The sequence below is a fragment of the Acidobacterium sp. S8 genome (assembly GCF_009765985.1).
GTDB lineage: Bacteria > Acidobacteriota > Terriglobia > Terriglobales > Acidobacteriaceae > Alloacidobacterium.
Map to the genome: position 1 here is coordinate 91,646 of NZ_LMUM01000021.1, position 25,686 is coordinate 117,331.

The 25,686-nt window shown below is 56.7% G+C and carries 17 protein-coding genes and 1 tRNA gene; 9 read left to right on the forward strand and 9 right to left on the reverse strand.

The genetic code is table 11. The annotated features are described in order from the left end of the window. Positions 1 to 16: 16 nt before the first annotated feature. Positions 17 to 3,790: a carboxypeptidase-like regulatory domain-containing protein gene (locus tag GSQ86_RS07495; RefSeq protein WP_158749342.1), complete on the reverse strand. Its 3,774-nt coding sequence runs from the start codon at positions 3,788 to 3,790 to the stop codon at positions 17 to 19. Positions 3,791 to 4,113: 323 nt separating this feature from the next. Between GSQ86_RS07495 and GSQ86_RS07500 the strand changes: the two genes are divergently transcribed. From GSQ86_RS07500 to GSQ86_RS07510, 3 genes are all read left to right on the forward strand, one after another. Then, positions 4,114 to 5,907, forward strand: a complete 1,794-nt coding sequence (locus tag GSQ86_RS07500) for a CRTAC1 family protein (protein WP_254062216.1) — start codon at positions 4,114 to 4,116, stop codon at positions 5,905 to 5,907. 578 nt (positions 5,908 to 6,485) lie between these two features. Continuing rightward, positions 6,486 to 10,028, forward strand: a complete 3,543-nt coding sequence (locus GSQ86_RS07505) for a carboxypeptidase-like regulatory domain-containing protein (RefSeq protein WP_158749343.1) — start codon at positions 6,486 to 6,488, stop codon at positions 10,026 to 10,028. Positions 10,029 to 10,535: 507 nt separating this feature from the next. Next, entirely contained in the window at positions 10,536 to 11,795 is a 1,260-nt protein-coding gene (locus GSQ86_RS07510) for a tetratricopeptide repeat protein (protein WP_158749344.1), read from the forward strand. Between the two features lie 108 nt (positions 11,796 to 11,903). Here the strand turns inward: GSQ86_RS07510 and GSQ86_RS07515 are convergent, their stop codons facing one another. Further along, positions 11,904 to 14,309: an ABC transporter permease gene (locus tag GSQ86_RS07515; protein ID WP_158749345.1), complete on the reverse strand. Its 2,406-nt coding sequence runs from the start codon at positions 14,307 to 14,309 to the stop codon at positions 11,904 to 11,906. Positions 14,310 to 14,466: 157 nt separating this feature from the next. After that, positions 14,467 to 15,672, reverse strand: a complete 1,206-nt coding sequence (locus GSQ86_RS07520) for an SGNH/GDSL hydrolase family protein (protein WP_216841047.1) — start codon at positions 15,670 to 15,672, stop codon at positions 14,467 to 14,469. Between the two features lie 122 nt (positions 15,673 to 15,794). Here GSQ86_RS07520 and GSQ86_RS07525 point away from each other — a divergent pair, with 122 nt between their 5' ends. Both GSQ86_RS07525 and GSQ86_RS07530 read left to right on the forward strand, forming a co-directional pair. Next, complete coding sequence (locus GSQ86_RS07525; RefSeq protein WP_254062217.1) at positions 15,795 to 17,336, forward strand: acetylxylan esterase; 1,542 nt, start codon at positions 15,795 to 15,797, stop codon at positions 17,334 to 17,336. A 44-nt stretch (positions 17,337 to 17,380) separates the two neighbouring features. Continuing rightward, a complete protein-coding gene (locus tag GSQ86_RS07530; protein ID WP_158749347.1) occupies positions 17,381 to 17,857 on the forward strand; it encodes a GNAT family N-acetyltransferase in 477 nt (158 codons plus the stop codon). A gap of 59 nt (positions 17,858 to 17,916) precedes the next feature. Here the strand turns inward: GSQ86_RS07530 and GSQ86_RS07535 are convergent, their stop codons facing one another. Continuing rightward, positions 17,917 to 18,459 carry a superoxide dismutase family protein gene (locus tag GSQ86_RS07535; RefSeq protein WP_158749348.1) on the reverse strand — a complete coding sequence of 181 codons (543 nt, stop codon included), beginning with the start codon at positions 18,457 to 18,459 and terminating at the stop codon, positions 17,917 to 17,919. Positions 18,460 to 18,579: 120 nt separating this feature from the next. On the opposite strand from GSQ86_RS07535, the gene GSQ86_RS07540 reads away from it, so the two are divergent. Further along, on the forward strand, positions 18,580 to 19,479 hold the full coding sequence (locus GSQ86_RS07540; RefSeq protein WP_158749349.1) for an Fpg/Nei family DNA glycosylase: 900 nt from the start codon (positions 18,580 to 18,582) through the stop codon (positions 19,477 to 19,479). A gap of 170 nt (positions 19,480 to 19,649) precedes the next feature. Here the strand turns inward: GSQ86_RS07540 and GSQ86_RS07545 are convergent. Continuing rightward, positions 19,650 to 19,725 (reverse strand) — tRNA-Ala (locus GSQ86_RS07545). 67 nt (positions 19,726 to 19,792) lie between these two features. Continuing rightward, positions 19,793 to 21,040 (reverse strand): DHHA1 domain-containing protein, encoded by a 1,248-nt coding sequence (locus tag GSQ86_RS07550; RefSeq protein ID WP_254062218.1) that lies wholly within the window; start codon positions 21,038 to 21,040, stop codon positions 19,793 to 19,795. A gap of 376 nt (positions 21,041 to 21,416) precedes the next feature. On the opposite strand from GSQ86_RS07550, the gene GSQ86_RS07555 reads away from it, so the two are divergent. The 3 genes from GSQ86_RS07555 to GSQ86_RS07565 all read left to right on the forward strand — a co-directional run bounded on the left by GSQ86_RS07555 (position 21,417) and on the right by GSQ86_RS07565 (position 23,204). Continuing rightward, positions 21,417 to 21,968 (forward strand): hypothetical protein, encoded by a 552-nt coding sequence (locus GSQ86_RS07555; RefSeq protein WP_158749351.1) that lies wholly within the window; start codon positions 21,417 to 21,419, stop codon positions 21,966 to 21,968. Between the two features lie 69 nt (positions 21,969 to 22,037). Next, complete coding sequence (locus tag GSQ86_RS07560; protein WP_158749352.1) at positions 22,038 to 22,811, forward strand: hypothetical protein; 774 nt, start codon at positions 22,038 to 22,040, stop codon at positions 22,809 to 22,811. Positions 22,812 to 22,856: 45 nt separating this feature from the next. Beyond that, a complete protein-coding gene (locus GSQ86_RS07565) occupies positions 22,857 to 23,204 on the forward strand; it encodes a YciI family protein (RefSeq protein ID WP_158749353.1) in 348 nt (115 codons plus the stop codon). Between the two features lie 30 nt (positions 23,205 to 23,234). Here the strand turns inward: GSQ86_RS07565 and GSQ86_RS07570 are convergent, their stop codons facing one another. The 3 genes from GSQ86_RS07570 to GSQ86_RS07580 all read right to left on the reverse strand — a co-directional run bounded on the left by GSQ86_RS07570 (position 23,235) and on the right by GSQ86_RS07580 (position 25,658). Beyond that, on the reverse strand, positions 23,235 to 23,963 hold the full coding sequence (locus GSQ86_RS07570; RefSeq protein ID WP_158749354.1) for a M15 family metallopeptidase: 729 nt from the start codon (positions 23,961 to 23,963) through the stop codon (positions 23,235 to 23,237). A gap of 153 nt (positions 23,964 to 24,116) precedes the next feature. After that, on the reverse strand, positions 24,117 to 24,422 hold the full coding sequence (locus tag GSQ86_RS07575) for a putative quinol monooxygenase (RefSeq protein WP_158749355.1): 306 nt from the start codon (positions 24,420 to 24,422) through the stop codon (positions 24,117 to 24,119). 105 nt (positions 24,423 to 24,527) lie between these two features. Continuing rightward, positions 24,528 to 25,658 (reverse strand): beta-propeller fold lactonase family protein, encoded by a 1,131-nt coding sequence (locus GSQ86_RS07580; protein WP_254062219.1) that lies wholly within the window; start codon positions 25,656 to 25,658, stop codon positions 24,528 to 24,530. Positions 25,659 to 25,686: the final 28 nt, after the last annotated feature.

Consider the following 25,686-nt stretch of genomic DNA (forward strand, 5'->3'; position numbering starts at 1 on the left):
TTCTTACATGCTAGGTTCAGAACTCGACGCGTGCCGCGAACTGCGCAAGTCGCTTGTTGGTCAACAACGTTCTAGCCTGTCCGAAGTTAGGGCCATTGTCGAGCGTGGAGTTGATCGACTGCGCATCGAAACGCACGCTATTCGTTACGTTAAACATCTCCCAGCGCAACTGTACTTTTGCCCGCTCCGTTATGGCAAAAGCCTTGTTCAGGCCTGTATCCCAGCTAAAATATCCGTCGCCACGGAGCGGGTTGCGCGTTCCCGAACCACCCGGGAGCGTGAAGTCGAACGAGTTAAACACAGCCTGCGGATCGGCAAAGCGCTGCGTGAGCTTGCCGCGTTTCGCTGCGCGCGATGGAATCGGCGCCACCTGCGTCGCATATCCCTGGATGTCCCAGTTCGTTGGATAATACGCGCCGTTGTTTACAAGGAAAGGAAATCCGCTGGTCCAGCGGACGATCCCAGTCGTCTGCCATCCACCAATCACCGCATTGGTCAGCCGGTTCGCATTCGAGAGAAACTGCTTCCCGCGCCCAATGGGCAAATCCCAGATGTAGTTCGCATTGATCTGGTGCCGCGCATCATAATCGGAAACACCATAAAGCTGGTTCGGATTCCAGGTGTTCATGATCTGTGCATAGTTCGTCGAACCGGAGCTGTTTAGCCGCTCCGCCTGCGAGGTAATATCCATGGACTTTGAGAAGGTGTAGTTGAAGTCAGCCTGCAGCCCCGATCCAAACTGCTGGCGATACACAACCTCCAGCGCGTGATAGTTCGAGTAGCCAATCGAGCGCCACGCATACAGGGCTGAATACTGATCGTGATAGAAGCGGAACGACGGATACGAGCCGTTGGGATTGACGCCTGCGCCGCTAAGCGCATCCGGAGCGTCTAACTCAAACAGCGCATAAGTCTCGTTGTACTTGTTCTGCTGGAACAACTCGTAAACATTCTGCGTTGCCGACAGCGGACCCCAACCAATGTCAGCACCATCCAACTGCGGGAACAGCGATTCCCAGTAAGCCACTTTTTGCACGCTGTTCACCGGTACCTGCGCGCGCGCCAGCTTCGCCATCGCTGCTGCCGGCCCGAAGTAAGGAGTCCCTGCGGCCGTCAGATTGATCGGCATGGCCACGTCTTCCTGCGCCAGCAGCCGATGCGCCAGGCGCCCGACATATGAAATCTCGATCGAAGATCCGTTCTTCAATTCGCGCGCAATCGAGAAATCGATCAGATGCGAATAAGGAGTCTTGATCTTCGAGTCCAGCCCCCAGCTGATGGCAAACTGCGCCGGATCGGGCGTGGCCGGAAAGCCCCCCGCAGGCGCAGCGGGCAACACGCTCGCCGGAATCGTATTGATATCTGTGAAGCGCGGAGCGGTCGCAATGTTCACCGTCCCAACCGGATTGGAAATGTTGCTCGATAGCCCGTATGAACCCGTGGTGTCGAATGTATTCACCGTAGCCGCGCCAAAATGGTCATACACCAGCGAATAGCCCGCACGGATGCTGCTCTTGTTGTTGCCGAAAATCTTGTTCAGGAAGCCCCCCTCCGGCGTTGGAGAATAAGCCAGTGCCAGGCGTGGCCCAATATTGTTCTTCTCCATATTCCAGAAATCCGGTTTCCCGTTGTAACGCCCATTCAGATCGAATGACACATCGCCGATCGCGCTGGCAGCCCCGCCGCTTATCCCCTGCTGCGCACTCTGCTGGTAATAATCCGTAAGCGCAAATGGCTGACACACACCAGCGTTAACCTTGCACGTGCCCACCTGTGTGCCGGTTGTCTCCGCCGGGCTTTGCAGCAGCGACCACCGCAGACCATACGTCAGCGTCAGGTTTTTGAGCGCCTTCCATGAGTCCTGCGCGTAAAACTCATACTCGTTCCAGCGATAGTCTCGTTTAATCACCGTGCCCAGCGGCAGCGCCGTGCCCTGTTTGGTGTAGTTGTAAATGGCATCGCCCTCGGTGATGATACCCACTAGCCCCAGCAGCGCATCGTTGTACTGATTTACAAAAACCTGGTTCACCGCTGGATAGCCATATGCCGCCGGATCAAATGGTCCGCCGTTACCTGCGACGGTAGATCCATTCGAGAGCCAGCCCTGATTCATCTGTCCATCTGGATACGAGTTGGCATCGCTCGCTCTTTGGTCGTCGATGAAGCGAATATTCACGCCAAACTGGAAGCTGTGGTCATGCTTCGTCCACGAAAGGTCGTCCACCACGTTCTGCACCGGAATGATGTATGACGTGCTGCGGGAAAACGACTCCGGCTGCGCCACCGCGGCCAGATAAATCTGCGGTTCTTTGGAAATACCCGCGTTGTCCACGCCCTGGCGTGTAAATCCATAGCGCGCCGTGTTCACCAGGTTCGGAGTCAGCACCGCCGTATAGCCGACCGCAAGCCCCCTGCTGTTCGTGAGCGTGGAAGTCGATGGCGGCTGTCCCGGAAAAGCAGGCGGCGTCGGCTCATTGTCACCCTGCAGGTTTCCGCGCCAGAAGATCGTGTGGTTGCCGTTTTTCGTGATGTTCCAGTCCATGCGCGCAATGTAGGTGTCGTAGCTGCGATGCAGGGTGTAAGGGAACCGGAAACCGCCGGTGTTATAGGTATCGCCCTGGGTCGGGTCATTCGCCTGTGGATACTGAGAATAAAGCTGCAGGATGTTCGGGTTATCTCCAATGCCCTGCGGATCCATCCCTTGAATCTGCGATGGCGCCAGGTTAAAGATCGAACCGCTATTCGTCTGATACTGGATATTGCCGTTGCGGAAGCTCTGCAGCGGCACGATCCCGGCATTCACACTCTGCCCTTCGGTATCGCGGCGGCCTTCATAGTTCAGGAAGGCGAAAAGTTTGTCGCGCAGGATCGGTCCGCCCACCGCTGCTCCAAACACGTTGCGGATGAGCTTCGGCGGAGTGTTCGGCTCACCCGTGGCCAGTTGTTGCTGCTTATTGAAAAAATCATTCGCTTCAAACAGGTTGCTGCGGTTGTACTCATACACCGCCCCGTGAAATTGATTCGTGCCGCCGCGCGTTATCAGTCCAACCTGCGCACCTGAAGAGCGCCCTTCGGCCGCGTCGGGATTGCTCGTCGTTACGCGAAATTCGCCAACCGAATCCTGCGTCACCCGCAACACGCTGGTAAAAGCATAGCCATTATTCAGGTCATTCACGTCCACGCCATCGAGCGTGATGTTCGATTGATCGCTGCGTCCGCCATTCACTGTGCCGCTGCGTGAGTCCTGACCGTTGTTGCCCACAGCATTCGTTCCATTGTTGTCGTCTGTGCGCCCCAGGTAGGTCACACCAGGCTGCAGCGAAAGCAGATCCGGAACATTTCTTCCTTCAATCGGCAGCGACTGCACCTGCTTCTCGGCAAACGCATTACCCAGCGTCGCATCGGTCGTGTTCAGCACCGGCTGCACATTCGTGTCGACCGTCACCTGCTGCGTCACGGTCCCTACGGCAAGTGCCACATCTTCGGTCGCCGGCTGCCCGACCAGCAGATTCATGCCCTGCTTCTCGACTGGCGAAAACCCTTCGGCGCTGACTTTCAGGGTGTAATTGCCCGGCGCCAGCTGTAGAAATTGATATTCGCCACTGCTATCGGTGCGCCCCTCGCGGGCAGCCCCGGTTCCCGTCAGAGTCAGCGTTAGTTGCGCGCCCGGCACAACCGCACCACTGGCATCGGTTACATGACCACGCAGCGAAGTCGTCGCCTGGCCAAAGACAAAAAGGGAGCAACACAAAGACATCAAAAAAACGCCTACTACTCGCGCAAATCGCATCTGGTCTCCTAAAAATGCTGCAAAAATTGAAGTCCCACCTCTGCCTAAAAGTGATTAGCTGGTGGGATCGTTTCCATCGATCGAATCCTTGACAAGAATACAATCTCAAACGAATCAGAAAATAACTACTTTTACACCAGAATCAGCGATGCCCAAAGAACTTTTCTGTGGATCACAAAACTAGGCTTTCTCCGAAGGCTCAGAAGCAACGAAATCAAGGCGACGAATCCTGCAGACATGCTCGACCTGAGCACCTCTCAGAACCGGTGCCCAGCCGTCGCGCTACAATAAAATCGCCTCTTCGGACAGCAGGAATCTCTCAGGTGCCCACTCAGCAACGCCAGTTCTCTTTTTTGTCTTTAATACGCAGAACCTCAGCCAGCGCTCTTCTCTGCCTGTTTACCCTCAACGCCTTCCCGCAGGCCCACAGCGCGGCATCGACGCCCCCGGCAGGAGTAAAAGAGCGCGTCTGCAAAGACCGCGTGGTTCCTCAACTCGTCGACGTCACGAAGAAATCCGGCATCACCTTCCGTCATCTCTCCGCGCCCGAAAAGAAATACATTGTCGAATCCATGAGCGGCGGCGTCATCGTCATCGATTATGACCGCGACGGCTGGCCTGACATCTACTTCACCAACGCCCCAACCGTCGACATGGCCCTCAAAGGCGAGAAAGCCCACGGTGCCCTCTATCACAATAACCACGACGGCACCTTTACCGACGTAACCGACAAAGCCGGCATCGCCACGCCCTGCTTCGCCATGGGGGGAGCCGTCGGCGACTACAACAACGACGGCTGGCCTGATCTCTACGTCACCTGCCTCGGCGGCAACGTCCTCTATAAGAACAACGGCAACGGCACCTTCACCGATGTGACAAAACAAGCCGGAGTTGCCGATGGCCGCTGGTCTGCCGGAGCCGCCTTTGGCGACTACGACGGCGACGGATTCGTCGACCTGATGGTGACGAATTACGTCGATTTCAAACTCTCCGACCTGCCCGCCTTCGGCAGCAAGCCCACCTGCAAATATCGTGGAATCGATGTGCAATGCGGTCCGCGCGGACTCAAAGGCGCCGGCGATGCGCTCTTTCACAACAACGGCGACGGCACCTTCACCGATGTATCCAAAGCGGCAGGTGTCGACGACCCTAACGGCTATTACGGCCTCGGCGTCATCTGGTCCGACTTCAACAACACCGGCCGCCCCGACATCTACGTCGCCGACGACTCCACCCCGAACTTCCTCTACAAGAACGATGGAAAAGGCAAATTCACCGAAATCGGCCTCGAATCCGGCACCGCCGTCAGCAACGACGGCTCCGAACAGGGCTCCATGGGCGTCGCCATCGGCGACTACAACCACACCGGCCGCTTTTCCCTGTATGTCACCAATTTTGTCGATGAAAACAACGCCCTCTACCAAAATCAGGGCGATTACAACTTCAGCGAAGTCTCCTACGACGCAGGCGTAGGCCTGCCGACCCTCCCCTACGTGAAATGGGGCGATGCCTTCGTCGATCTCGACAACGACGGCTGGGAAGACCTCATCGCCGTCAATGGCCAGGTCTACCCTCAGGTCGATTCGCTGCCGTCAGGTGCGCGCTACCGCCAGCCGAAAAATCTCTTCATGAATGAGCGCAACGGCAATTTCTGCGATGCAGCCCAGCAGGCAGGTCCCGCGCTTATCGAACCGCGTGTCAGCCGCGGCCTCGCCGTCGCCGACTTCGATAACGACGGCAATGTGGACGTCGTCATCTCCGATATCGACGGTTCCCCCATGCTTCTGCACAACAGCGGAGTTCCCGGCAATCACTGGGTCAGCTTCGAGCTGGCCGGCACAAAGAGCAACCGCCTCGCACTCGGTGCCCGCGTCACTCTCACCGCCGCAGGCATGACGCAAACCGATGAAGTACGCAGCGGCGGCAGCTACCTCTCGCAAAGCGACCTGCGGCTGCACTTCGGCCTCGCCTCCGCCGCCAAAATCGACTCAGTAGAAATCCGCTGGCCCTCCGGCGCCGTCGACAAGCTCACAAATTTGCCAGCCGACCACTTTTATTCCATACTCGAAGGCTCCGGGGTAGTAGATCGGGCGAAAACCCAACCCGCGAAGCCATAAATTTTCGCCGGCGAAAATCGCCGCTCATTTTCGGCACGGCAATCCCTCCCGATCTCGGAATTAAATACATATGAGAAGTGTGCCTAAACGATACAAATTCGTATACTTTGCCGGTGCCTATTTTAGAAGAGTCTGCCAATCATGGCCACAACCGCATTTTCAGCGTCGCTCTGAAAACGGTTGCATGTTCATGAACTAAATATTTTGTAAAAAATATCTGCAATGCCATACTTAATCGATTTATTAAGGTATTAAGCGCATATTTACCCTTGAAAAACACACATCGCCGTGTCTCATCAGGGTCCAGAACACTTTCTTTGCTTGACAATCGAAAACTCCAACAAGCTTAATATTCAACGCGGGAGAATCTGTCCGCACGACTAATTTGCTCAAACCGTTTACTCAAAGGTATTCTGCGACTTTTCAAATTTTTTATGGATGACTTTTCTGCTGTTCGCAGACGGGCAAATTCAGGCGAAGATAAACCAAACTATAAGTCTATACAGGTTAACAACTTAAACGAACATTCACATCGGCTCGAAATCGCCGGTGTATTTCATCAGGAGGCAATAAAGAGCATGAGACGCCAACGTATTTATCTGGCGCTGATCGCCCTTGCTACGGTTTTTCTACTGTGGCATCCGGCTTTCGCCCAAAAAATTACGGGCTCGATCGCAGGCACGGTCACCGATACCAGTGGTGCAGCCGTTCCCAGCGCGACCGTAACCGTCACCAACACTGCAACCAATAAGATCTACACCGCCACCACCGATTCCCAGGGCGGCTACACCTTCGCTGATCTGCCTGAATCGACCTACCAGGTCGGGGTCAAGGCCGCGAACTTTAAAGAATTCGTCACCAAGGGCGCAGTCGTTCACGTCGCCACCACCACCACCGTTGACGCCCAGCTTCAGCTCGGCAGCGTCAGCGAATCGGTGACCGTCCAGGCCAACGCCATTCAGGTACAAACCGACAGCGCCGCGCTCGGCCAGGTCGTCGATGGCACCCAGGTAAAAGAACTCCCGCTGAACGGTCGCAACTTCGTCCAGCTCACCCAGCTTCAGCCCGGCGTTTCGGCAGCCAACGGCTTCGTCAACACCGGCAAGGGCCTCAATGGCGGCGTCGATATGTCCGTCAACGGCAACCCCACCACCAACAACCTCTTTCTGGTGGACGGCGTTAACAACAACGACGTGGGATCCAACCGCACCATCCTCATCTACCCGTCGAATGAATCCATCGCCGAGTTCAAGATGCTGCTCAACAGCTACGGTCCGGAATACGGACAGGCTTCCGGCGGTATCATCAGCATCGTCACCCGCAGCGGCAGCAACGCCTTCCACGGCAGCGGCTTTTACAGCGGCCGTAACGACGTTCTCGATTCCTACACCTATTTCTCGGCTCCCAATGCCGGCAAGGGCCTTCCTCTCGACGGCAAGGACAAGGAGCGCCGCAATGACTGGGGCTACTCCATCGGCGGTCCCGTCATTAAGGACAAGCTCTTCTTCTTCTGGAGCGAAGAGTGGAACCACGAAATCAAGGGCCGCCAGGTCAGCGCCTGCGTTCCTACTGACGCGGAGCGCGCCGGCGACTTCTCCACACTGGGTTGCGGCAACAGCGTGCTTCCCACCTTCAACCAGAGCAACCCGATTGTCGCGGCCAATGTAACCCCCGGCACCTACAAGATCAATAATGTCGATCCGGCAACGGCGACCATGCTGCAGCTGCTGCCGTCGCCTAACCAATCGACCAACGGCAACAACCAGAACTGGTCCACTTCGCTGCCTACCGGCCTCTTCTGGCGCCAGGAAAACGTGCGTGGAGATTATGATCTCAACCACTCCAACCACATCATGGGCCGTTACACGCAGGACACATGGTCGAACCCGGCCTTCAATGCCGGCTACTGGGGCGACACCATCTACCCCGCTTTGAACAGCAACTGGGCACAGCCGTCCAAGTCGCTCACCGCTCACTGGACCTCGACCATCAAATCCACGTTGGTCAACGATGCTGCCTTCAACTACTCCAACAACCGGATTGATATCACCGCCGGCGGCACCAACCCGGGCCTTTTGCCCCAGGTCACCGCGGCCATTCCTACCCTCTACTCTGAATCACTCAAGCACAGCCCGTTGGGCGTGCCTTCCGTCAACTTTGGCAACTACGGCGGCACCACTTCTCTCCAGGCTCCGTGGCAGAACCAGCTCGACATCTACTCCTTCCGAGACGATCTTTCCTGGATCAAGGGACAGCACAGCCTTAAGTTCGGCGGCTTCCTCGGCTTCAACGGAAAGAATGAAGACGTCAACAGCTCAACCGGCGAGCGTCCGACCATCGGCAGCGTAGCCATCGCCAACGGCGGCGCCGATACCGGCGACACCCTGGCGAACCTGGAACTCACCGGAAACGTCTTCAACATCGGTGAAACCTCCACCAACATCCGCGCCCAGCTCCGCTGGAGAGACTACGAGTTCTACGCGGGTGACACCTGGAAGGCATCTCCGCACCTTACGCTCGACTACGGCGTGCGCTACTCCCTGCTCTTTGCGCCTTTCCAGCCCAATGACCAGATCACCAGCTTCCAGCCGCAGCTTTACGACGCCAGCAAGCCTGCCTCAGACGCCTGCAACGGTCTCTGGGTAGCTCCCGGCAAAGATCCCTGCGGTGCGGCAAACGCGCAGTTCGGAACCAACTTCAGCCACGGCGTCGACGGTCCAAACCGCTCGCTCGTCAAGAACGGCTATCACAACTTCGCTCCCCGCCTCGGCATCATCTGGGATCCATTCGGTACCAGCAAGACTGTCCTCCGCGCAGGCACAGGCCAGTTCTATCAGCGTGAGCGCGTTTCGCGTTACACCCTGGTTGCCAACGCTCCCTTTGCCTTGAACGCCAGCAACTATGCTCGTACCCTCGACGGCGCCACGCCCCCCAGCGTTACCGGAACGGCCAGCCCCGCCGGCGGTGCCGACCCGGCTGCCCTGCTGCCTAACTCCTGGCAGTGGAACCTTACCCTCGAACAGGCCATCGGCTCCGACACCACCTTTCAGGTCGGCTACGTAGGCAACCGCGGCATCCACCTCACCAGCAGCTACGACGTCAACAGCGTCACGCCGGGCAACCTGCTCGACGCGACCTTCGCTCCCAGCGGCTCGGTCAACAACTTCCGTCCGTTCTCCAACTACTCCACGCTCACCTATTGGGCGCACACCGGCAACTCCAACTACAACGGACTGCAGGCCGTGCTCAAGAGCCGCATCAACAACTCTCTGACACTCGGCGCAGCCTACACTTGGTCACGTGCCATGGCCGATATCGTCACCGATGACTCCGGCGGCGGTATGGGCTCGCAGTCTCGCACCTACTATGCCGATCCTCGTCTCGACTACGGCGTTTCGGATGTCAACCGTCCGAACATGTTCGTAGCCAACGTGACTTGGTTCACCCCCAAGTTGCAGGGTGCCAACGCCATTGAGCGCGACGCAATCGGCGGCTGGGAAGCCACCGGCATCATTACCGCGGAAAACGGCAACAACTTCACCATCTATCAGGGAGCCAGCGAAAACACCAGTGCTTTCGCCGATCCCACAGCCAGCAGCCTGCTCAATCAGAGCGGAGCCCTGGTCATGACCGGCTTCACCAACCCGCTCCGTCCTCTCTCCACAGGCCAGAGCTGCGTGACCGGCCGCCACGACAATCAGATCATCAACCCCGGTGCATTCACCCTTCTCGGCTACCATCTCGGCACCATCGAGCCCAGCATGGAAACGAGAGGCGCCTGCGGCGGTCCCAACTTCAACAACACCGACTTTTCGGTGCGCAAGAACTGGCCCGTCTTCCACGAGAAGGTCAACATCAAGTTCCAGATGGACTTCTTCAACCTCTTCAACCATCCGAACTTCAACCCCTCCTCGCTCTCCTTCGGCTCGCCGGTTCAGAACGTGAACTGCGGATCGCAGGTTGGAACCGCTGCTGATGGATCGGCAACCTACAATCCTTGCAGCACCACCAACAACGTCGTCAGCCATCAGAACCTGCAGAGCGGCTTCGGCACCTCCAGCGGACTCATTGGCAGCGCTCCGTCACGCCAGCTCCAGTACGGACTGCGTTTCGACTTCTAAAACCGCCCCTACGGGCAATAACAAAGGGCAGGCTTCGGCCTGCCCTTTCCTTTTCGACAAGCTACAAAAGCCTAAAAAGGCCGTCATCCTGAGCGAAGTCGAAGGACCCGCGAACAAAGTTCGTGCGAAGCCTTGCGAAGCAAGGCCCCCCAACTTGGGTGCCCCATCCTTTTGCGCCCTTTGCGAAAGGGTGGGATTCCGCAAAAATTTACTCGCTGCTAAAATACCGCCGTCATTCTGAGGAGCGAAGCGACGAAGAATCTCCAACCAAAGTCTGTCAAGCCCCCATCACCGAAAAAATCTTCTAAGTCACTCAAATATAAGGAAAAATTCCCCCCAACAATTGGCAGGGAATTATGCCCTGTTTCTATAAAATAGAAATAGGGCTGATTTCAGCGGGACGGGAATCACTTCGCCAAAACCTTCTTCCTGCATGTCGCTGATTCCAGGTAATTTAACGGTAAATCCCCTGGGATCAACAATCTACGACTCGGCTGTTTGGCTATCATGAATGTTTTCAGGAATTTAGCAATTCGAGAGGGGGCCGCCGCATGCCTCCTGATCTTCTCTCTTATACTCTCGGCGCAATCGGTATCCGACACTTCAACCCACCAGCTCCAGCAGCTCCTCGACGCCCAGCAGGCAGCCAAAGCCTCCGGCGATCCCGCCCAGGTCGCCACTACCTCAGAACAGCTCACCGCCCTCGCCGCCAAGCAAATGACGGCTACCGAAACAGCCTTGCAGCAACTCAGCCTACCACCCGCCAAAGCCCGCCAGCTCAAAACGCGCGAACAGCAGCTTCATCAGATTCTTGCCAACGGATTCAACGACTGGGGCACAGCCGAGGCGCGGCAGAGGCAATTTCAACCAGCACTCGCCCACTTCCAGCAGGCGGAAAAATGGGACGTAAGCACACCCGGCGTGATGCGCAATCTCGGCACCGCTGCCTTTATGCTCGAAGATTATCCTGAGAGCGCCCGCGCCCTTGCCACCGCAGTCGCGCAAACTCCTGATGACCAGCGTTTGCGCCTGATGCTGGCCATGTCCCTCTTCACTATCGAAAAATTCGCTGATGCCGCCGGCAACTTCGCTCAGATCAGCGATCTCGTCATGCAGGACCCGCGCTCCGCCTACGCCTGGGCCTTCTCGCTCGCTCGCACGAGTCAGGAGCAGAAAGCCAACACCATCGCCAACGATCTCGCCGCCCGCAACCTCGCGCCCGACGTGCACCTGCTGGTCTGCCAACTCTACACCACCATGGAAAACTACGAGCACGCCGTCCCGTGCTTCCGCAAGCTCGAGACCGAAGACCCAACCATGCTCCACGTTCACTATGAGACCGGAGCGACCCTCGTGCACCTCGACCGCCCCGCCGATGCCATCCCCGAGCTGCGAGCCGAACTCAAGCTCGACCCCTCAGACATCGACGCGCAGTATTACCTCGCCTTCGCCCTGCTCGAAACCTCGCAGAAGGAAGAAGCCCTCGGCCTGCTGCGAGACGTCATCGCAGAAAAACCAGACCACGCGCAGGCCCAATATCAGTTAGGCAAAGTCATGCTCGAAGACGGCAAGACCGACGAAGCCATCCAGCATTTGGAAATTGCCGCGAAACTCGAACCGTCACTCGACTACGTTCACTACCAGCTGCAGGCCGCCTACCGACGCGCCGGGCGCAACGACGACGCCAACCGCGAGCTGGCAATCTACAAACAGATCAAGACAGAACACCGCAACGCCAGCCCCGCCCACGACAACAGCGCGCCATAAGCCGGCATACCAGACAACGTAAATTGCGCCGTCATCATGAACGGAGCGCAATAAAGCCGGGTGCCCCATCCTTTCGCGCACTTTGCGAAAGGGTGGGAAACGAACAACTTATTCCGCCCGAAGCGCCACCATGGGATCCACCCGCGCCGCCCGCCACGCCGGAGCCAGCGCCGCCACCGCCGCCGTCACCATCAACAATGCAACAGCAATCGACAAACTCACCGGATCGAAAGCACTCACTCCAACCAGCATGCTCGAAATCAGCCGCGTCAACGCAAGACTCAGCGCCAGTCCCAGCGCAATCCCGTAACAGGCGAGCTTCGCCGCATGCCACAGAATCATCCGCACAATCGCCTGCCGCTCCGCGCCAAAAGCCATGCGAACGCCAATCTCAAAGGTCCGCTGCGCCACTGAATACGCCATCGTCCCGTACACGCCCAGCATCGCCAGCAGCAGCGCCACGCCCGCGAATGAAGAGATCAGCGCCGAGCGGAAGCGTTCCGTCGCAATTGACGCGCCCACCATCGTATCCATGGTGGTGAACTTCGTCGCAATCTGCGAATTCGTTTGTTTGATCTGCGCCTGCACCGCGTTCATCAGCGTCAGCGGAGCTACCTTCGTCCTCAGAACTATGTGTATCTCGGTCGCGAAGAATGGATGCTGTGCCATCGGCATGTAAAGCGTCGCGCCCGGCTTGGCTGCGGGTGAATCCTGGCGTACATCGCCCACCACGCCCACAACCGTCATCCACTTATCGGAATCGAGCCCACACTGAATCGTCTTTCCAATCGGGTTCGCATCGCCAAAACTCTGCTTCGCCAGCGATTCGCTAATGATCGCAACAAACTGGCCATCGTATTTGTCCTGCGTATTGAAGTCGCGACCCTCCTTCATCGGAATCCCCATCGTCTGAAAATATCCCGCGCTCGCCACGCTGAAATCCGCATAAGGCATATGTTGAGGATCGACCGGCAGCCCACCCCTTACGTTGTAATACCCATTCGAGCCGTGTGCGCCCGTGGGCAATCCCATTACGCCGCCCACATGCTCCACACCCGGCAGCGCCGCCAGCCTCGTAAACAGCCCGTCATATTGTTGAATCGCCTTCAGAGCCTCATCCGTCGTGTGTGCCGGAGCATCCGCATCCACCACCAGCATCCGCACAGTCTGGAACCCCAGATCGCGTGCACTCAGCGTCACCAGCGTCCGCAGCAACAGTCCCGCTCCCACAGCCAGCACAAAGGTAGCCGCAACCTCCGCCACTACCAGGCCATTCCGCAAAGTGGAAGCGCTCTGCCCCGCCATGCCGCGCGAGCTGTCCTGCTTCAGCGCCTCAGCCGGATCGACCCTCGACGCTCGCCGCGCAGGAACTAGCGACGATGCAATCGTAGTCAGCAGCGAAAGTCCCAGCGTAAACGCCAGCACCCAGCCATTCAGATGAATCTCCGCGGCGCGCGGCAATCCCTCCGGAGCCATCGCCACCAGCACATGCACCACCGGTCCAGCCAGCAATACGCCCAGTACACCGCCGATCACCGAAATCAGCAGGCTCTCCGAAATCACCACCCGTCCCAGCTGCCAGCGCGACGAGCCAAGCGCCGTCCGCACAGCAAGCTCCCTCTGGCGTTCAATCGAGCGCGCCATCTCCAGGTGAGTTACATTTACGCAGGCAATCAGCAGAATAATGGCCACCGCAGCCAGCAACAGCAGCAACAGCGGACGCGTTTTGCCTGTCATCTCTTCCTGCAGCGGCACGACCGTCATCTGCTTATCCTTGTTCTCACTCGGATACGCGCTTTTCAACCGCGTCGAAACCGCTCCCAGCTCAGCGCGCGCAGCCTCCAGCGTTACTCCGGAGCGCAACTTTGCCACAGCCCTGTAGTTGAATGCTGTGCGATTCCCCAGCGCCGCGCCCTGCAGCATCGGATACGCGAGCCACACCTGCGTCTTCTCCGGAAAATCAAAGGACGAAGGCAATACGCCGACAATCTGCGAAGGCTGGGCCTCGACCGTCATCGTCTGTCCAAGTGCCGCTTGCGCGCTTCCAAAATTGTCCCGCGCGAACTGCTCGCTCACCATCGTTTCACGGTGCGTATCTCCATCCGTGAGCGCACGCCCGGCAATCGGAGTGATCCCAAAAACACGGGGAAAATTCAATTCCACCCCGGTCACCACGGTAAAGACGGCGTGATCGCGCAGCTGCACGCCTTCCTCTCCGCCGTCATACATGCTGACCATCTCTAAGCTGCGTGTCTGCGTGCGCACATCCGCCGCATCCGGCCCCGTCACCCGCGGACGGGTACGCCCGCTATCTGTCCAATGCGTCTCGAGGGCCATGATCCGGCTGGCATCGGCATACGGTAGCGGAGCCAGCAGAATCGACTGCACCACGGTAAAAATCGCTGTGTTCGCACCAATGCCCAGCGCCAGCGTCAAAATCGCCGTCACCGCAAATGCCGGATGCTTCCACAGCTGTCGCGCCGCGTAGCGCAAATCCTGAAAAAAGGTCTCCATCGTCATCCTCGAAACTACGCACCTGGACTGCGTAACCGTCGTTACGCATTTGTACCGCGATCACGTTCCCTTCGCCACCGGAATTCCCGGGTGCGCGGCCCCTGAGCTAGCTTCCGAGTTGCTGGATGATTTATCTGAACTGAAGAGGCACAGGCCCTCACTGCGCAAACAGGCTGAGCGGAATAGCTTCGCCCATCGCTCGATATCCGGCAGGAGACGGATGCAGATGGTCGCCGCAGTCGAACGCAGGAAGCAGGTGATCGGGATGCTGCGGATCGCGGACAACATTGTCGAAATCGATCACCGCATCGAAATGCCCGGCCGCACGAATCCAGGCGTTCACCGCCTGTCGATCCGCCTCACTCAGCGCACCCGGATGATAGTAATCCGATCCCGTATACGGCGTAATGGTCGTTCCAAACACGCGCAGCCCATGCGCATGCGCACGCAGAACAATCTGCTCATAGGCCGAAAGCACCCGCTTCACCATCGCCTGATGCTCTTGCGGCGATACCTCTCCATTGCGCGCCAGGCCACCCAGATCGTTCACGCCTTCGAACACAATCACCCATCGAACGCCCGCAGGCGCAAGCACGTCGCGATCGAAACGCGCCAATGCATTTGGCCCCAGTCCATCGGTCAGCAGATGGTTCCCGCCAATGCCCTGATTTGAAACACCAATGCTTCGCGTGTTCGGCGATGCCTGCAGCCGTTGCGCCAGCACATCGGTCCAGCGATCGTTTCCATTGGTCGTCGCCCCATGCCCATCCGTGATCGAGTCGCCCAGCGCCACAATCGTCGCCGCGCCAACCGATGCCAGCACATCGATCTCCGCTACCTGGTACCAGTGATCCACATGCTTCGCCTCCAGCAGATTTGGCGCGGACACAAAATCGCCGTGAACAAAATAAGAAGTAGCGCGCGAGCCCGGATGTCCTGTCTGCGTAGCCGGTGGCGCATCGAGATGGAAGGTCACCGAAAGATCGGAGAGTGCGGCTACGGGACAATCCAGCGCATCCGATACAAACTCCGCTCCCGGCGGCACCATCACATCGCCGCTTCCCGCAAATGCCAAGGCTTTGTCCGTTGCCGGATCAATCGCCGACGAGGAAGCCGCAACCGGTCGCGCAACATGTACGGAAGTAAAATGCAGCGCCTCCGTTCCAAATGCGTTCGATACGTGAACGCGCAGCGCCGGACCACCCACCGAAAGATGAAAAATCTGCCGTACCGTCGCGTCGTGCAATTCGTCTGCCGACATCGCATTCTGCGGTTCAGGAATCTGCTGCGATGCGCCCCAGCTTGCAACCCATACCTGCGGACTGGTCTGGGCGCCGGTGTGCGCTCCCACAGAAACCAGCATCGCCAGTGTTGCAAAAATTATGCGGATTTTCAGTGCGCGTACCATCTGGCGGGAGTTACCATCATCACCGAAGTAAATCGATTTTATAAAGCGCAGTAAGAATACCATCCGTGGAGATTTGCGTGCGTCTGTTCCTGAAGTCTTTTGCTCTTTCACTCTCATGTCTTGGCGCGGCTGCCGCAATCGGCCAAAGCTCAAATACCACTCCTTCTGCGCCGCCACCGGTCACCTTCACCGCTGACCAGGATCACCAGAACATGATGGACCAGCTCGGCATCAAGGCGTTGCGTCCGGGACCAAGCGGCAATGAAAAGGCTCCCAACCACGCAAACTACGACGAGTCGAAGGCCAGTCCCTATCCTGATCTTCCCGACCCGCTCATTTTGAACAACGGACAAAAGGTCACCACACCGCAGATGTGGCGGGATAAGCGCCGCCCTGAAATCGTCGAGATGTACGAGAAGTATGTCTATGGCCGCATTCCCAAAGATGTGCCGAGGGTGACCTGGAGCGTCGCCGCAGTCGACCACGAGATGATCGGATTCCATCGCGTCATCGCCAAGGATCTCATCGGGCAGGTCGACAACTCTGCGTATCCCGCAATCAGCGTCAATATACACATGACCCTGGTGACGCCGGCGAATGCTACCGGCCCGGTTCCCATCCTCGTCATGTTTAGCCATGCCGGTTTTCCCGCTCCCAATGAGCCTTCCGCTGAAGAGATGGATCGCGTAAACGCCGCTTGGAAGGCGCTCCTCATGCAACAGGACCCGTCCCTGAAAGATGTCTTTGCCAATCATCCGGCATGGCAACTGGTCACGCCCACGCCCTTCCAGCCTCCGCAGTTGAACGCCGATGGCGATCTGCCCAACACATGGCAATTGATCGCGGCAGGTTGGGGCTTCGCCCTTCTTGATCCGGCCAGCGTGCAGGCTGACGACGGAGCCGGAATCACGCGCGGCATCATCGGCCTGGTCAACAAAGGCCAGCCGCGCAAGCCGGAAGACTGGGGTGCATTGCGGGCTTGGAGCTGGGGCGCAGGACGCGCTTTGGATTACCTCACGACCGATCCCGCCGTGGATGCAAAACATGTCGGTATCGAAGGCGTCTCGCGCTACGGCAAAGCCGCTTTGGTCACCATGGCTTTCGATCAGCGCTTCGCCATGGTTCTTGTCGGTTCCTCAGGCAAAGGCGGCGCCACGCTCTTACGCCGCAATTATGGAGAAGCAGTCGAAAGCCTCACCGGCGGCGAATATTACTGGATGGCCGGAAACTTCCTGAAATACGGCGCCTCCGAAGCCACATTTGGCAGCAAGACGCCGGGGGATATCCCCGTCGATTCCAACGAGCTCATCGCGCTCTGCGCTCCCCGGCTGACCTTTATCAGCTACGGAATTCCCGAAAAGGGAGATGCCCACTGGCTCGATCAGGAGGGAAGCTTTATGGCAACCATGGATGCGAGCCGGGTATTTACCCTGCTGGGGGCGAAGGGACTCAATGTCGAAAGCGACTACCGCACAGCGAAGATGCCTCCCGTCAATGAAGGCTTGCTGGCTGGCCAACTCGCCTGGCGTCAGCACGACGGCGGGCATACTGACGCGCCGAATATGAAGTATTTCATCCAGTGGGCCGACAATTTCATCGGTCATACCCCGCCTCAATAGGAGTTGGGGTTCTCTGCCCTCCAGGGTTTGAGATACTGAAAAACATGGAACTACGTTTCGCTGAGGCAGCCGACCTGCCCACTATCAAGAATCTGATCAATCAGGCATTTACCGTCGAGCTTTTTTTCAAAGCCGGAGACCGCATCACTTCCGAGGAAGTGCAGGATCTCTTTGAAAAAGGCCACTTTATGGTCCTCGAACAGAATGGCGAAATTCAGGGCAGCGTCTATATCGAGCTGAAGGGAGAGCGCGCCTACCTCGGCCTGCTCTCAACCAATCCCAACCGCCAGCGCTCCGGCATTGGCACGCGTCTGACCGTAGCCGCCGAGGAATTCGCCCGCGAATCCGGCTGCCGATTCATGGACCTTCGCGTCGTGAACCTGCGCGAAGAACTCCCCGTCATTTACAAAAAATTTGGCTACGAAATCAGCGGCACAGAAGATCTGAGCGTAGCTATGAGCCAACACTTCACCCGGCCCGCCCACTTCATTACCATGTCCAAAGAACTTGGCCACCGCTAATTAGAAGAGCAACACAAAGCGCGTTTAAGTGCGCTTAAACGCTGAAAAATGCACGCAAATTACATCGAAGGCGGCGTAATCACGCCGCAGGCAATACGTGCCCCGGCATTCCCGGCTGGATCGCTCATCATGTCATCCGCCTTTTCGTGCACCACAATCGAAGTACCGCCGTTGGCAAAAACCGAATTAGGCGCACTCGGATCGAGCGTGATATCCGGAGCAAAGAAGCTCTTCTTCACCATGCCATCCGCACCCGCCGTCAGGTTCAGGGGAAGATCGCCATTATGATGTCCATCCGGATTCTTGATGCCGTGCTTCTTCCCCGCAGGATTGAAATGCCCGCCCGCCGATTTAAAGTCTGGCGGATCGCACTTGGCATTCTGGTGAATATGGATAGCGTGTTCTCCGGCAGGCAGATTTACCAATGCCACCTTGATCTCGACACCCGACTTCTTCTGCGACAGCAAGGCCGTGCCCGCATCTTTTCCGTCAGCGGTCTTCAGTTCCACTTTTACTTGCTTCGCGGGTTTCTGCGCCATCACCGGCGTAATGCTCCATGCAGCAGCCGCCGTCAACAAAACCAAACTCGACAGATGTTTCATCCCTCGCTCCTCGTCAACGGGCAGTAAGTACCCGCACGCTTGCAAGAATACTCTATCCCTGCGAATGAGATGCAACAGTGAATCAGGATAGAACGCGCGGCGAGATATAGTGATACAGCGATGCCCGAACTGCCCGACATTGCCGCCTACATCGGCGCACTTGAAACCCGCATCCAGGGCCGCCCCCTGCAACATGTGCGCATCGCAAGTCCTTTTCTGCTGCGCACCGCGAAGCCGCCGGTCAGTGCCGTAGAAGACCATGATGTTTCCGAGCTGCGGCGTATTGGCAAACGCATCGCGATCGGATTCGACAACGGCCTCTGGCTCGTTCTTCATCTGATGATTGCCGGACGACTGCACTGGAAACCACCAGGAGCGAAGCTTGCAGGCCGCAGTCAACTCGCTGCATTCGATTTTTCCGATGGCTCCCTCGTACTCACAGAAGCCGGCACAAAACACCGTGCCTCGCTGCATGTCTTTGGCAGCGAACAAGACCTCAGTGCGATCGATCCCGGGGGCATCGATGTTTTTTCAGCCAGCCTTGATTCTTTCCGGGCAGCACTTACGGCTGAGAACCGTACGCTCAAACGAGCCCTTACCGATCCACGTATTGTGAGCGGCATCGGCAATGCTTACTCGGATGAGATCCTGCACGCGGCGCAATTATCACCCATCGCGCTTACGCATAAGCTGCAGCCACAGGAATGGAAAAGACTCTTCACCGCCACGCGCGAGACCCTTCAACTCTGGATCGATCGGCTGCAATCGGAAGCGAAGAACGGTTTCCTGGAAAAAGTTACGGCATTCCGCAAGGATATGGCCGTACATGGGCGATATGAGCAGCCCTGCCCACGCTGCCGCGAGAAAATACAGCGCATCCGCTACGCCGACAATGAAACGAACTACTGCCCTCATTGTCAGACCGGCGGAAAGGTACTCGCCGATCGCAGCCTATCCCGGCTTCTAGGCTCGGATTGGCCGCGCACCCTGGATGAACTCGAGGCTTTGAAAAAACGCTGACGAGCAAAAAATACTAGGAGTTTACTTTCAATACGATCCCGGCTTCTGCACTTGGAAGAGTGCAGAAGCCATGTGACAGCATCCCCGCCTGCGGGAATTGTCGAGCGCGGAAATAGATGTGCGCTCTCATGATTTCCATTGAGAGATACAAAAAAAGAAGATTGATTGTTTGGTGGAGCTAGACGGGATCGAACCGTCGACCTCCTCGTTGCGAACGAGGCGCTCTCCCAGCTGAGCTATAGCCCCTTTTCAGGCGGGAACCACTTCTCTAATTTTAACAGTGCCTCGCCGATTCGCAAAGCCGCCCACGCACTCATGCGCGAGCAGAGCAGCTTTCCCGTACAGCGGCTACCAGCGAATCCAGGAGCTCCTTCAATTGCGCGTGGCTGACCTGTCCCTGCGCCAGGTCGGCCGATCCGCCGCCGCGCAATCCTATCGAAGCGAGCGCGTTCTTCATGACATTTCCTGCGTGGAAATCCAGATCGCCACTACGACCCAGCACGACCATTGCCGGCTCCTTCTGTGTGGAAACAAGCATCGCCACCGTCTGTGGAACCGACGCTACCAGTCGTGAGGCCAGCAGCTTTACGTACTCCGCATCGCGATCCGCAAATATCCGCCGGACTATCCGCAGATGATCGACAATCATCTCCTCAACAGCCAGCCGGGAAGCATGGTACGTGGCTAAATCCTCCCGCAGCCGCTGCTGTTCCTTTGCTTTCGCCTTCGTCTCAGCCAGCAGCCGTTCGATATTTAAGGAAACGTCCGAACGCGAAGCCGAAAGCAGCGCAGCGCTCTTTGAGAGCATGGTGAAATCCTGTCGCGCCGCAGCCACTGCCCGCAGTCCGCAGACGAACTCCACCCGCACACCGTGCCGCACCCGCTCTATACCACGAATCAGCAGGCCGCCAATCTGTCCCGTCGAGCGCACATGCGTGCCACCACATGCGTTCAGATCGCAATCGACAATCTCAATCAGCCGAATCGTTCCTTCGCGCTCTGGCAACTTGCGCAGAGTTCCAGCCGCTAACATTGCCTCAGCTTCTTCGCGCTCCACTACCCGCGCGATCACCGTCCGGTCTTCGGCAATCAGCTCATTTGCGATGCGTTCTACTCGTTCCAGACTGTGGTGGGCAACAGCATCCACCGCAAGATCGATGGTCGACGACGCCTCCCCGAGATGGAACGAGACCGTCTGTGCCTGAAGTTCTCGCGCAAACACAGCAGAAAGCAGATGCTGGCCCGAATGCTGCTGTATATGATCCAGCCTTCGCGGCCACTCGATTTCGCCTGTAACTTCTGTTCCTGCCAGTAACGGCTTCAGCGTCTGATGCCACACCTCTCCATGCTCGTCTTCATCAACGCTAATGACTGGTACTTCCAGCACCGCGCCGCTCCGCGAGGTCGCCCGCAGAATGCCGACATCGTGAGGCTGGCCACCACTCGTCGGATAAAAGGCTGACCGATCAAGAGCCACCTGCCACACAGCCTGCCCATCGACACGTGAAAGCTCGCGAATGTCAGTTACGCGCGCGGAAAAGCTCTGAAGATATGAATCCAAATAATAAAGACGATCCACCATGCTGAAAACAACCACCCGGTGGACCTATTTTAACCAACTCGATTTCCTGTTTCAGCTAGACTGCGGCATTTCCATTGGAATGAAGCGTCAAGGCCACGCCGCTTGCGCTTCCGCCGCAACCCGGAGAAACGTCAGGTTAGGGCGCTTATGCAGAATTTTAGGAGATACCGCCGCCCTCGCGGTCACAGCAGCCCATCATCCCATTCATATCAGCAACATAGCCCTCGAAGTCCTCCCACGTACCGCATCTTAAGAACAGGCATGCAGACACTCTTTCCTAAGACTGCGACTCAAATGCCGAGAGATAAAAATTCTTGCCAACTATTTCCCAAGAATCGCGTTTGTACGAGCAGCCATGCGCCGCATTTTATCCATTACAGTTCTAGGGATCACAGCTTTGCTTCTTCCCGTCTATCTCCACGCACAGGACGACTCGTGGATTCCGCGCAATATGGACGCCGTCAGTCAACATGCCTCGTTTCGAACAGACTTCACCTTCGATCGCACCATGCTGGCCCTTGCCAACAATTTCATCGAAGACGAAGACACGCGACGGGTCGTGGCCAACCTGAACGGCATCTCGGTGCATGTCTATAAATTTGCCGGGCCCGGACTTTACAACCCTGCCAGCCTCGAAGCTGTCCGCCAGCAATACCATGATCGAGGATGGAAACACCTCGTCACCTCGCAGTCAGCACGCGACCCCTACAACCAGGGCCGCACCGACGTCTTTATCCGCTTCGAACACGCCAATGTCGAAGGCGCGGTGATCATGCTCGCCAGCCCGACGAACATCAACCTCATCGCGATCAATGGAACTCTCAGCCCGCTCGACCTGCTCCATCTTCGCGGGCACTTCGGTATTCCACGTTTTTCCGGCGACCACCTGACCGAGCAGAACCCATAAGGCCGGAATTCACAATCGCAGCCATCTGAATTTCTTTGGCAATGCGCTCCGGCCCTTCATACTGACTGCATGTCGTCAGATCGAAGAAGCTCTTTTTTAGAAACACCAGGTTTTGGCCTGTTCTTTCTTTTTCAGCTATGGCTGGCTCACGCCCTTGGCTATCTTGTGCATGAATATGCTCATTCGTTTGTCGCATGGGCGCTTCGATATAAAGCAAATCCGCTGGCACTCGATTATGGGCATCTGAATCTGGCCAATCTTTTATACCTGAGCGATATCGATGAAAATGTCGACTACGCTCCTATCTTTGCAGCCGGTCGCGGACCGCTCGCATCCTTGATCGCTGTTGCCGGAGTTCTATTTGGCAACGGTATTTTCTATCTTCTGACTAGACGCATCTACGCCCTCGCTAGAGCGCAGGGCAGGCAAATGCTGGCTCTCTTCATGTTCTTCTTCTGCATGATGAATGTGGGCAACTTCATCTCTTATGTGCCGGCAAGAACGTTCACGAACCATGCCGACATGGCCACCGTACAGCAAGGTTTGAACATCTCTCCATGGTGGATTGCGCTTGTGATGGGCATCCCTTTTTGCGTAGCAGTGGGACACTTCTTCGCAAGACTGCTGCCCGGAGCAGTACGCTTTTTCTTCCCGGACACAAGACTCGGACAAATTTTTCTGGTTATTTTAAGCTCCTTTATCGTCTTTGGTTTCTTCGGTAGCGCTGGCATCCGCCACTATGGAGAAATCTCACACTGGATTTCGGCCTTTTCAATCTACGTGCTCTTTCCTTTGACCATCATTCTCTGCTGGCCACGCCATAGTATCCATTCACATGTGTAACGTCTGCAAAGCGATGCCGCTATCGTTCTGCGCCATAATGAAATTATGTCTTCATCCAGCTCTCGCCGTCCCGATGTGCCTCGCAACCTCAAGCCGTATTTCTTATGCCTGCTGAAAAAAGGCCTGCGCTGGAACATCACTGACGGCAACGAAGACCTGATGCCCAGATACCTGGCATGGCTCCGCCGCGAAACTGAGGCGCGTCGCATCCTCTTTGCAGGCCCGGTTACCGATGACGGCGAGATCATCGGCACCGCTATCCTTGAAGCCGCCGACCTGGAGCAGGCAACGGCTATCGTCGATGCCAATCCCGGCGTGGAGACGGGACATTTTCTGGCAGAGGTGCATCCCTGCTTCCTGCCTGGGCTGGATACAGTTCAAGTTCAGTACTAAGCGCATTCATACTTCCTCGAAGCGCATGCCTTACTGTCCGAGATCTTCAAATCGAATATTCAGGATGGGATAGTCTTTCCAGTCCTTGTAATCGAAGTGCCACCATTCCGTGGGATTCACGGTGAAGCCCTGCGCTTCCATCACCTGCCGCAGAAGAGCACGGCGCTCGCGCTCGTCAGGTGTACCGCCGGGATAATCGGCATAGGCACGGTCGGTCATCTCGTCATATCCGCTCGGCATCTTCACTTCTTTACCGGTCTTCAAGTCATACAACGAGAGATCTACCGCGCATCCACGATTATGTTTTGAACCGTCAGCCGGATTTGCTACGAAGATTTTTTTATCGTCAGGTGTAGCGTCCCAGAAGATTTTCGTGACATACCACGGGCGGTAGCCGTCGTGAATGATCAGCCCATAACCGCGAGGCTTCAGCTCCTGCTGAGTCCGCAACAACGCCTCTGCCGCTGGCCGCTGGAGGAAAGCCCGCGCTTGCGTATATACGGGTGTGCCAAGAAAGTCATTCGTCGTGGCATAACGAATGTCGAGCTTAATAGTCGGGTCGAGTTTGACCAGTTCCACCAGGTCAGGCTTGCGAAAGTTTCCCTGCTCATGCGGCGGCTGTGCTTTGAGAGCATCGGCTCGCAGCTCCTGCACAGGGCGCAATGGGGTGATGTGAAAGCTGACTTCCTGCGCGAAGCCGAGTTGAGAAAAAAGAAGAGAACTGCCGAGGCCAATGCAGAGACGCAGTGAAGATGTCATAGATAAATTGTTTACTACATGTCTGTCTGGAATGCTGATGGCGCTCGGCCGCCCAGTCTGAAAACACGTTTAGTGATATAGCTCTGAATCTCTCCGAAAAGTAAAGCGCCCACTCAGAGTGGACGCCTCACAGCAAAGTTCGTGGGTTACGACTCAGGCAGAAGGTGCTTTTGATGCCAAAATTTCCAGCTTTTCAACCTGCGGCGGCGTTGCAAATAATTCTTCTGCCTTGTCAAAGAGTGCTTTCGCAATTTCGCCACTGAGATGAGCGTTTCTGCCCGCTTCATCGGCAAAGGTGTCGAAAATGCCGAATTTCGCCGGGCCTAATTTCACCGCGTACCACGTTGTCGTCCCCGTCTCCTGCACAGCCAATGGCTGGGCAGACTTCAGGAATTCCTCAACCTCTTTCTCTTTCCCTGGCTTCGCATTCAGCAATGCAAGCAAAGCAAATCGATCCATCGTGTCCCCCTTTTCGTTGCATACCTTCACTCCATAAGATGACTTTCAGCTGCGGGTTGCGTTGAGAAAACAGTAAAAGCTATTCACAACCCGCAGTTTCACCGTCTAAAGAGCTGCGATTCCGTTAAATCCAGCCGACTTTGGAAGACCGCCAACTTCCCCGACATTGCTGAGTGTGCCATCCGATTGAATCGTAAAGACACCCACGGCACCTGCTGCCGAGTTCAGTGTGTAGACATATTTTCCGTCGCCGCTCACGGCGATGTCGAGATTACCACTACCTGGAGGATTGCTGCCCACGACAGTCGATCCGATGGGGACAAGCGCTCCACTTTTGCCGATCGTAAAGCCTGAAATAGTGGCGGACGCTGCATTCGAAACATACACGCGCTTTCCATCTGGAGTGATCGCATTCCAGCAGTTGGCCATGCCGAATGTCGGAACGCTCTGGCTGATTGCAGCAATCGTGCCGCCAGATAATACCGCGTACGAGGAGATCGCCGATGCATTTGTAGCGCCTGCAGGACCCGTTTCAGAAACGATCAGCTTTCCATCAGGAGCGAAGCTTGCCGCGAATGTTCCGGGACCGGGACTGGGGTTCACCACAATTGCCGATAGCTTTCCGTTTGGTTGAATGCGAAAAATATCAATGTTGTTCGCCACTCGCTCTGTAACAGCCAGAAACTCGCCATCCGGGCTGATCGTGATCGACGCTCCGCCGGCACCGGCTGCACTGAGATAAACAGTTGAATCTTCAATCGGCTGCAGGCGTCCGTCATAACCAAGATAGAAGGCCACGATGCTTCCGCTGCCGGCTGCGTTCAACACATAGACCAGGTTCTGGTGTTGAGCAACAGCCACCGGCTCGCTTCCACCTGTGGGAGCAGTATCCGCAAGTAAAAGAAATCCGCGAACCACACGAAAGACTGAAACTGTGCCGCTGCCTGCATTTGCAGCAAAGAGCCATGAATGATCTTCACTCAACGTTAATGAACCTTGCGATCCAAGAGGATCATTGGTCCCGCCGCTTCCTCTTCCGTGAGTGGCATATCGATGGTTCTCGATAAATTCTCCATAGCCTGTCTGCCTGTATGCAATCACTTCGTTTTTTGCTGCGTCATTGGTCATGACAAAGACGGTTTGTGGACCGCTTGCTGGTTCAGCTGCACTTATCATTGGCGTAGCGATACCTGCCCCGATCACGATCACCATCAGGGCGCGAATAACATTGAACATGGCTGCTCCTTTGTTGAAACGAGTAACT

What these genes read in the sequence shown, in the direction of transcription:
- GSQ86_RS07495 (WP_158749342.1), bottom strand. Translation starts at nt 3,790, where the DNA reads ATGCGATTTGCGCGAGTAGTAGGCGTTTTTTTGATGTCTTTGTGTTGC.
- GSQ86_RS07505 (WP_158749343.1), top strand. Translation starts at nt 6,486, where the DNA reads ATGAGACGCCAACGTATTTATCTGGCGCTGATCGCCCTTGCTACGGTT.
- GSQ86_RS07510 (WP_158749344.1), top strand. Translation starts at nt 10,536, where the DNA reads ATGAATGTTTTCAGGAATTTAGCAATTCGAGAGGGGGCCGCCGCATGC.
- GSQ86_RS07515 (WP_158749345.1), bottom strand. Translation starts at nt 14,309, where the DNA reads ATGGAGACCTTTTTTCAGGATTTGCGCTACGCGGCGCGACAGCTGTGG.
- GSQ86_RS07520 (WP_216841047.1), bottom strand. Translation starts at nt 15,672, where the DNA reads ATGCTGGTTTCTGTGGGAGCGCACACCGGCGCCCAGACCAGTCCGCAG.
- GSQ86_RS07530 (WP_158749347.1), top strand. Translation starts at nt 17,381, where the DNA reads ATGGAACTACGTTTCGCTGAGGCAGCCGACCTGCCCACTATCAAGAAT.
- GSQ86_RS07535 (WP_158749348.1), bottom strand. Translation starts at nt 18,459, where the DNA reads ATGAAACATCTGTCGAGTTTGGTTTTGTTGACGGCGGCTGCTGCATGG.
- GSQ86_RS07540 (WP_158749349.1), top strand. Translation starts at nt 18,580, where the DNA reads ATGCCCGAACTGCCCGACATTGCCGCCTACATCGGCGCACTTGAAACC.
- GSQ86_RS07555 (WP_158749351.1), top strand. Translation starts at nt 21,417, where the DNA reads ATGCGCCGCATTTTATCCATTACAGTTCTAGGGATCACAGCTTTGCTT.
- GSQ86_RS07560 (WP_158749352.1), top strand. Translation starts at nt 22,038, where the DNA reads ATGTCGTCAGATCGAAGAAGCTCTTTTTTAGAAACACCAGGTTTTGGC.
- GSQ86_RS07565 (WP_158749353.1), top strand. Translation starts at nt 22,857, where the DNA reads ATGTCTTCATCCAGCTCTCGCCGTCCCGATGTGCCTCGCAACCTCAAG.
- GSQ86_RS07570 (WP_158749354.1), bottom strand. Translation starts at nt 23,963, where the DNA reads ATGACATCTTCACTGCGTCTCTGCATTGGCCTCGGCAGTTCTCTTCTT.
- GSQ86_RS07575 (WP_158749355.1), bottom strand. Translation starts at nt 24,422, where the DNA reads ATGGATCGATTTGCTTTGCTTGCATTGCTGAATGCGAAGCCAGGGAAA.
- GSQ86_RS07580 (WP_254062219.1), bottom strand. Translation starts at nt 25,658, where the DNA reads ATGTTCAATGTTATTCGCGCCCTGATGGTGATCGTGATCGGGGCAGGT.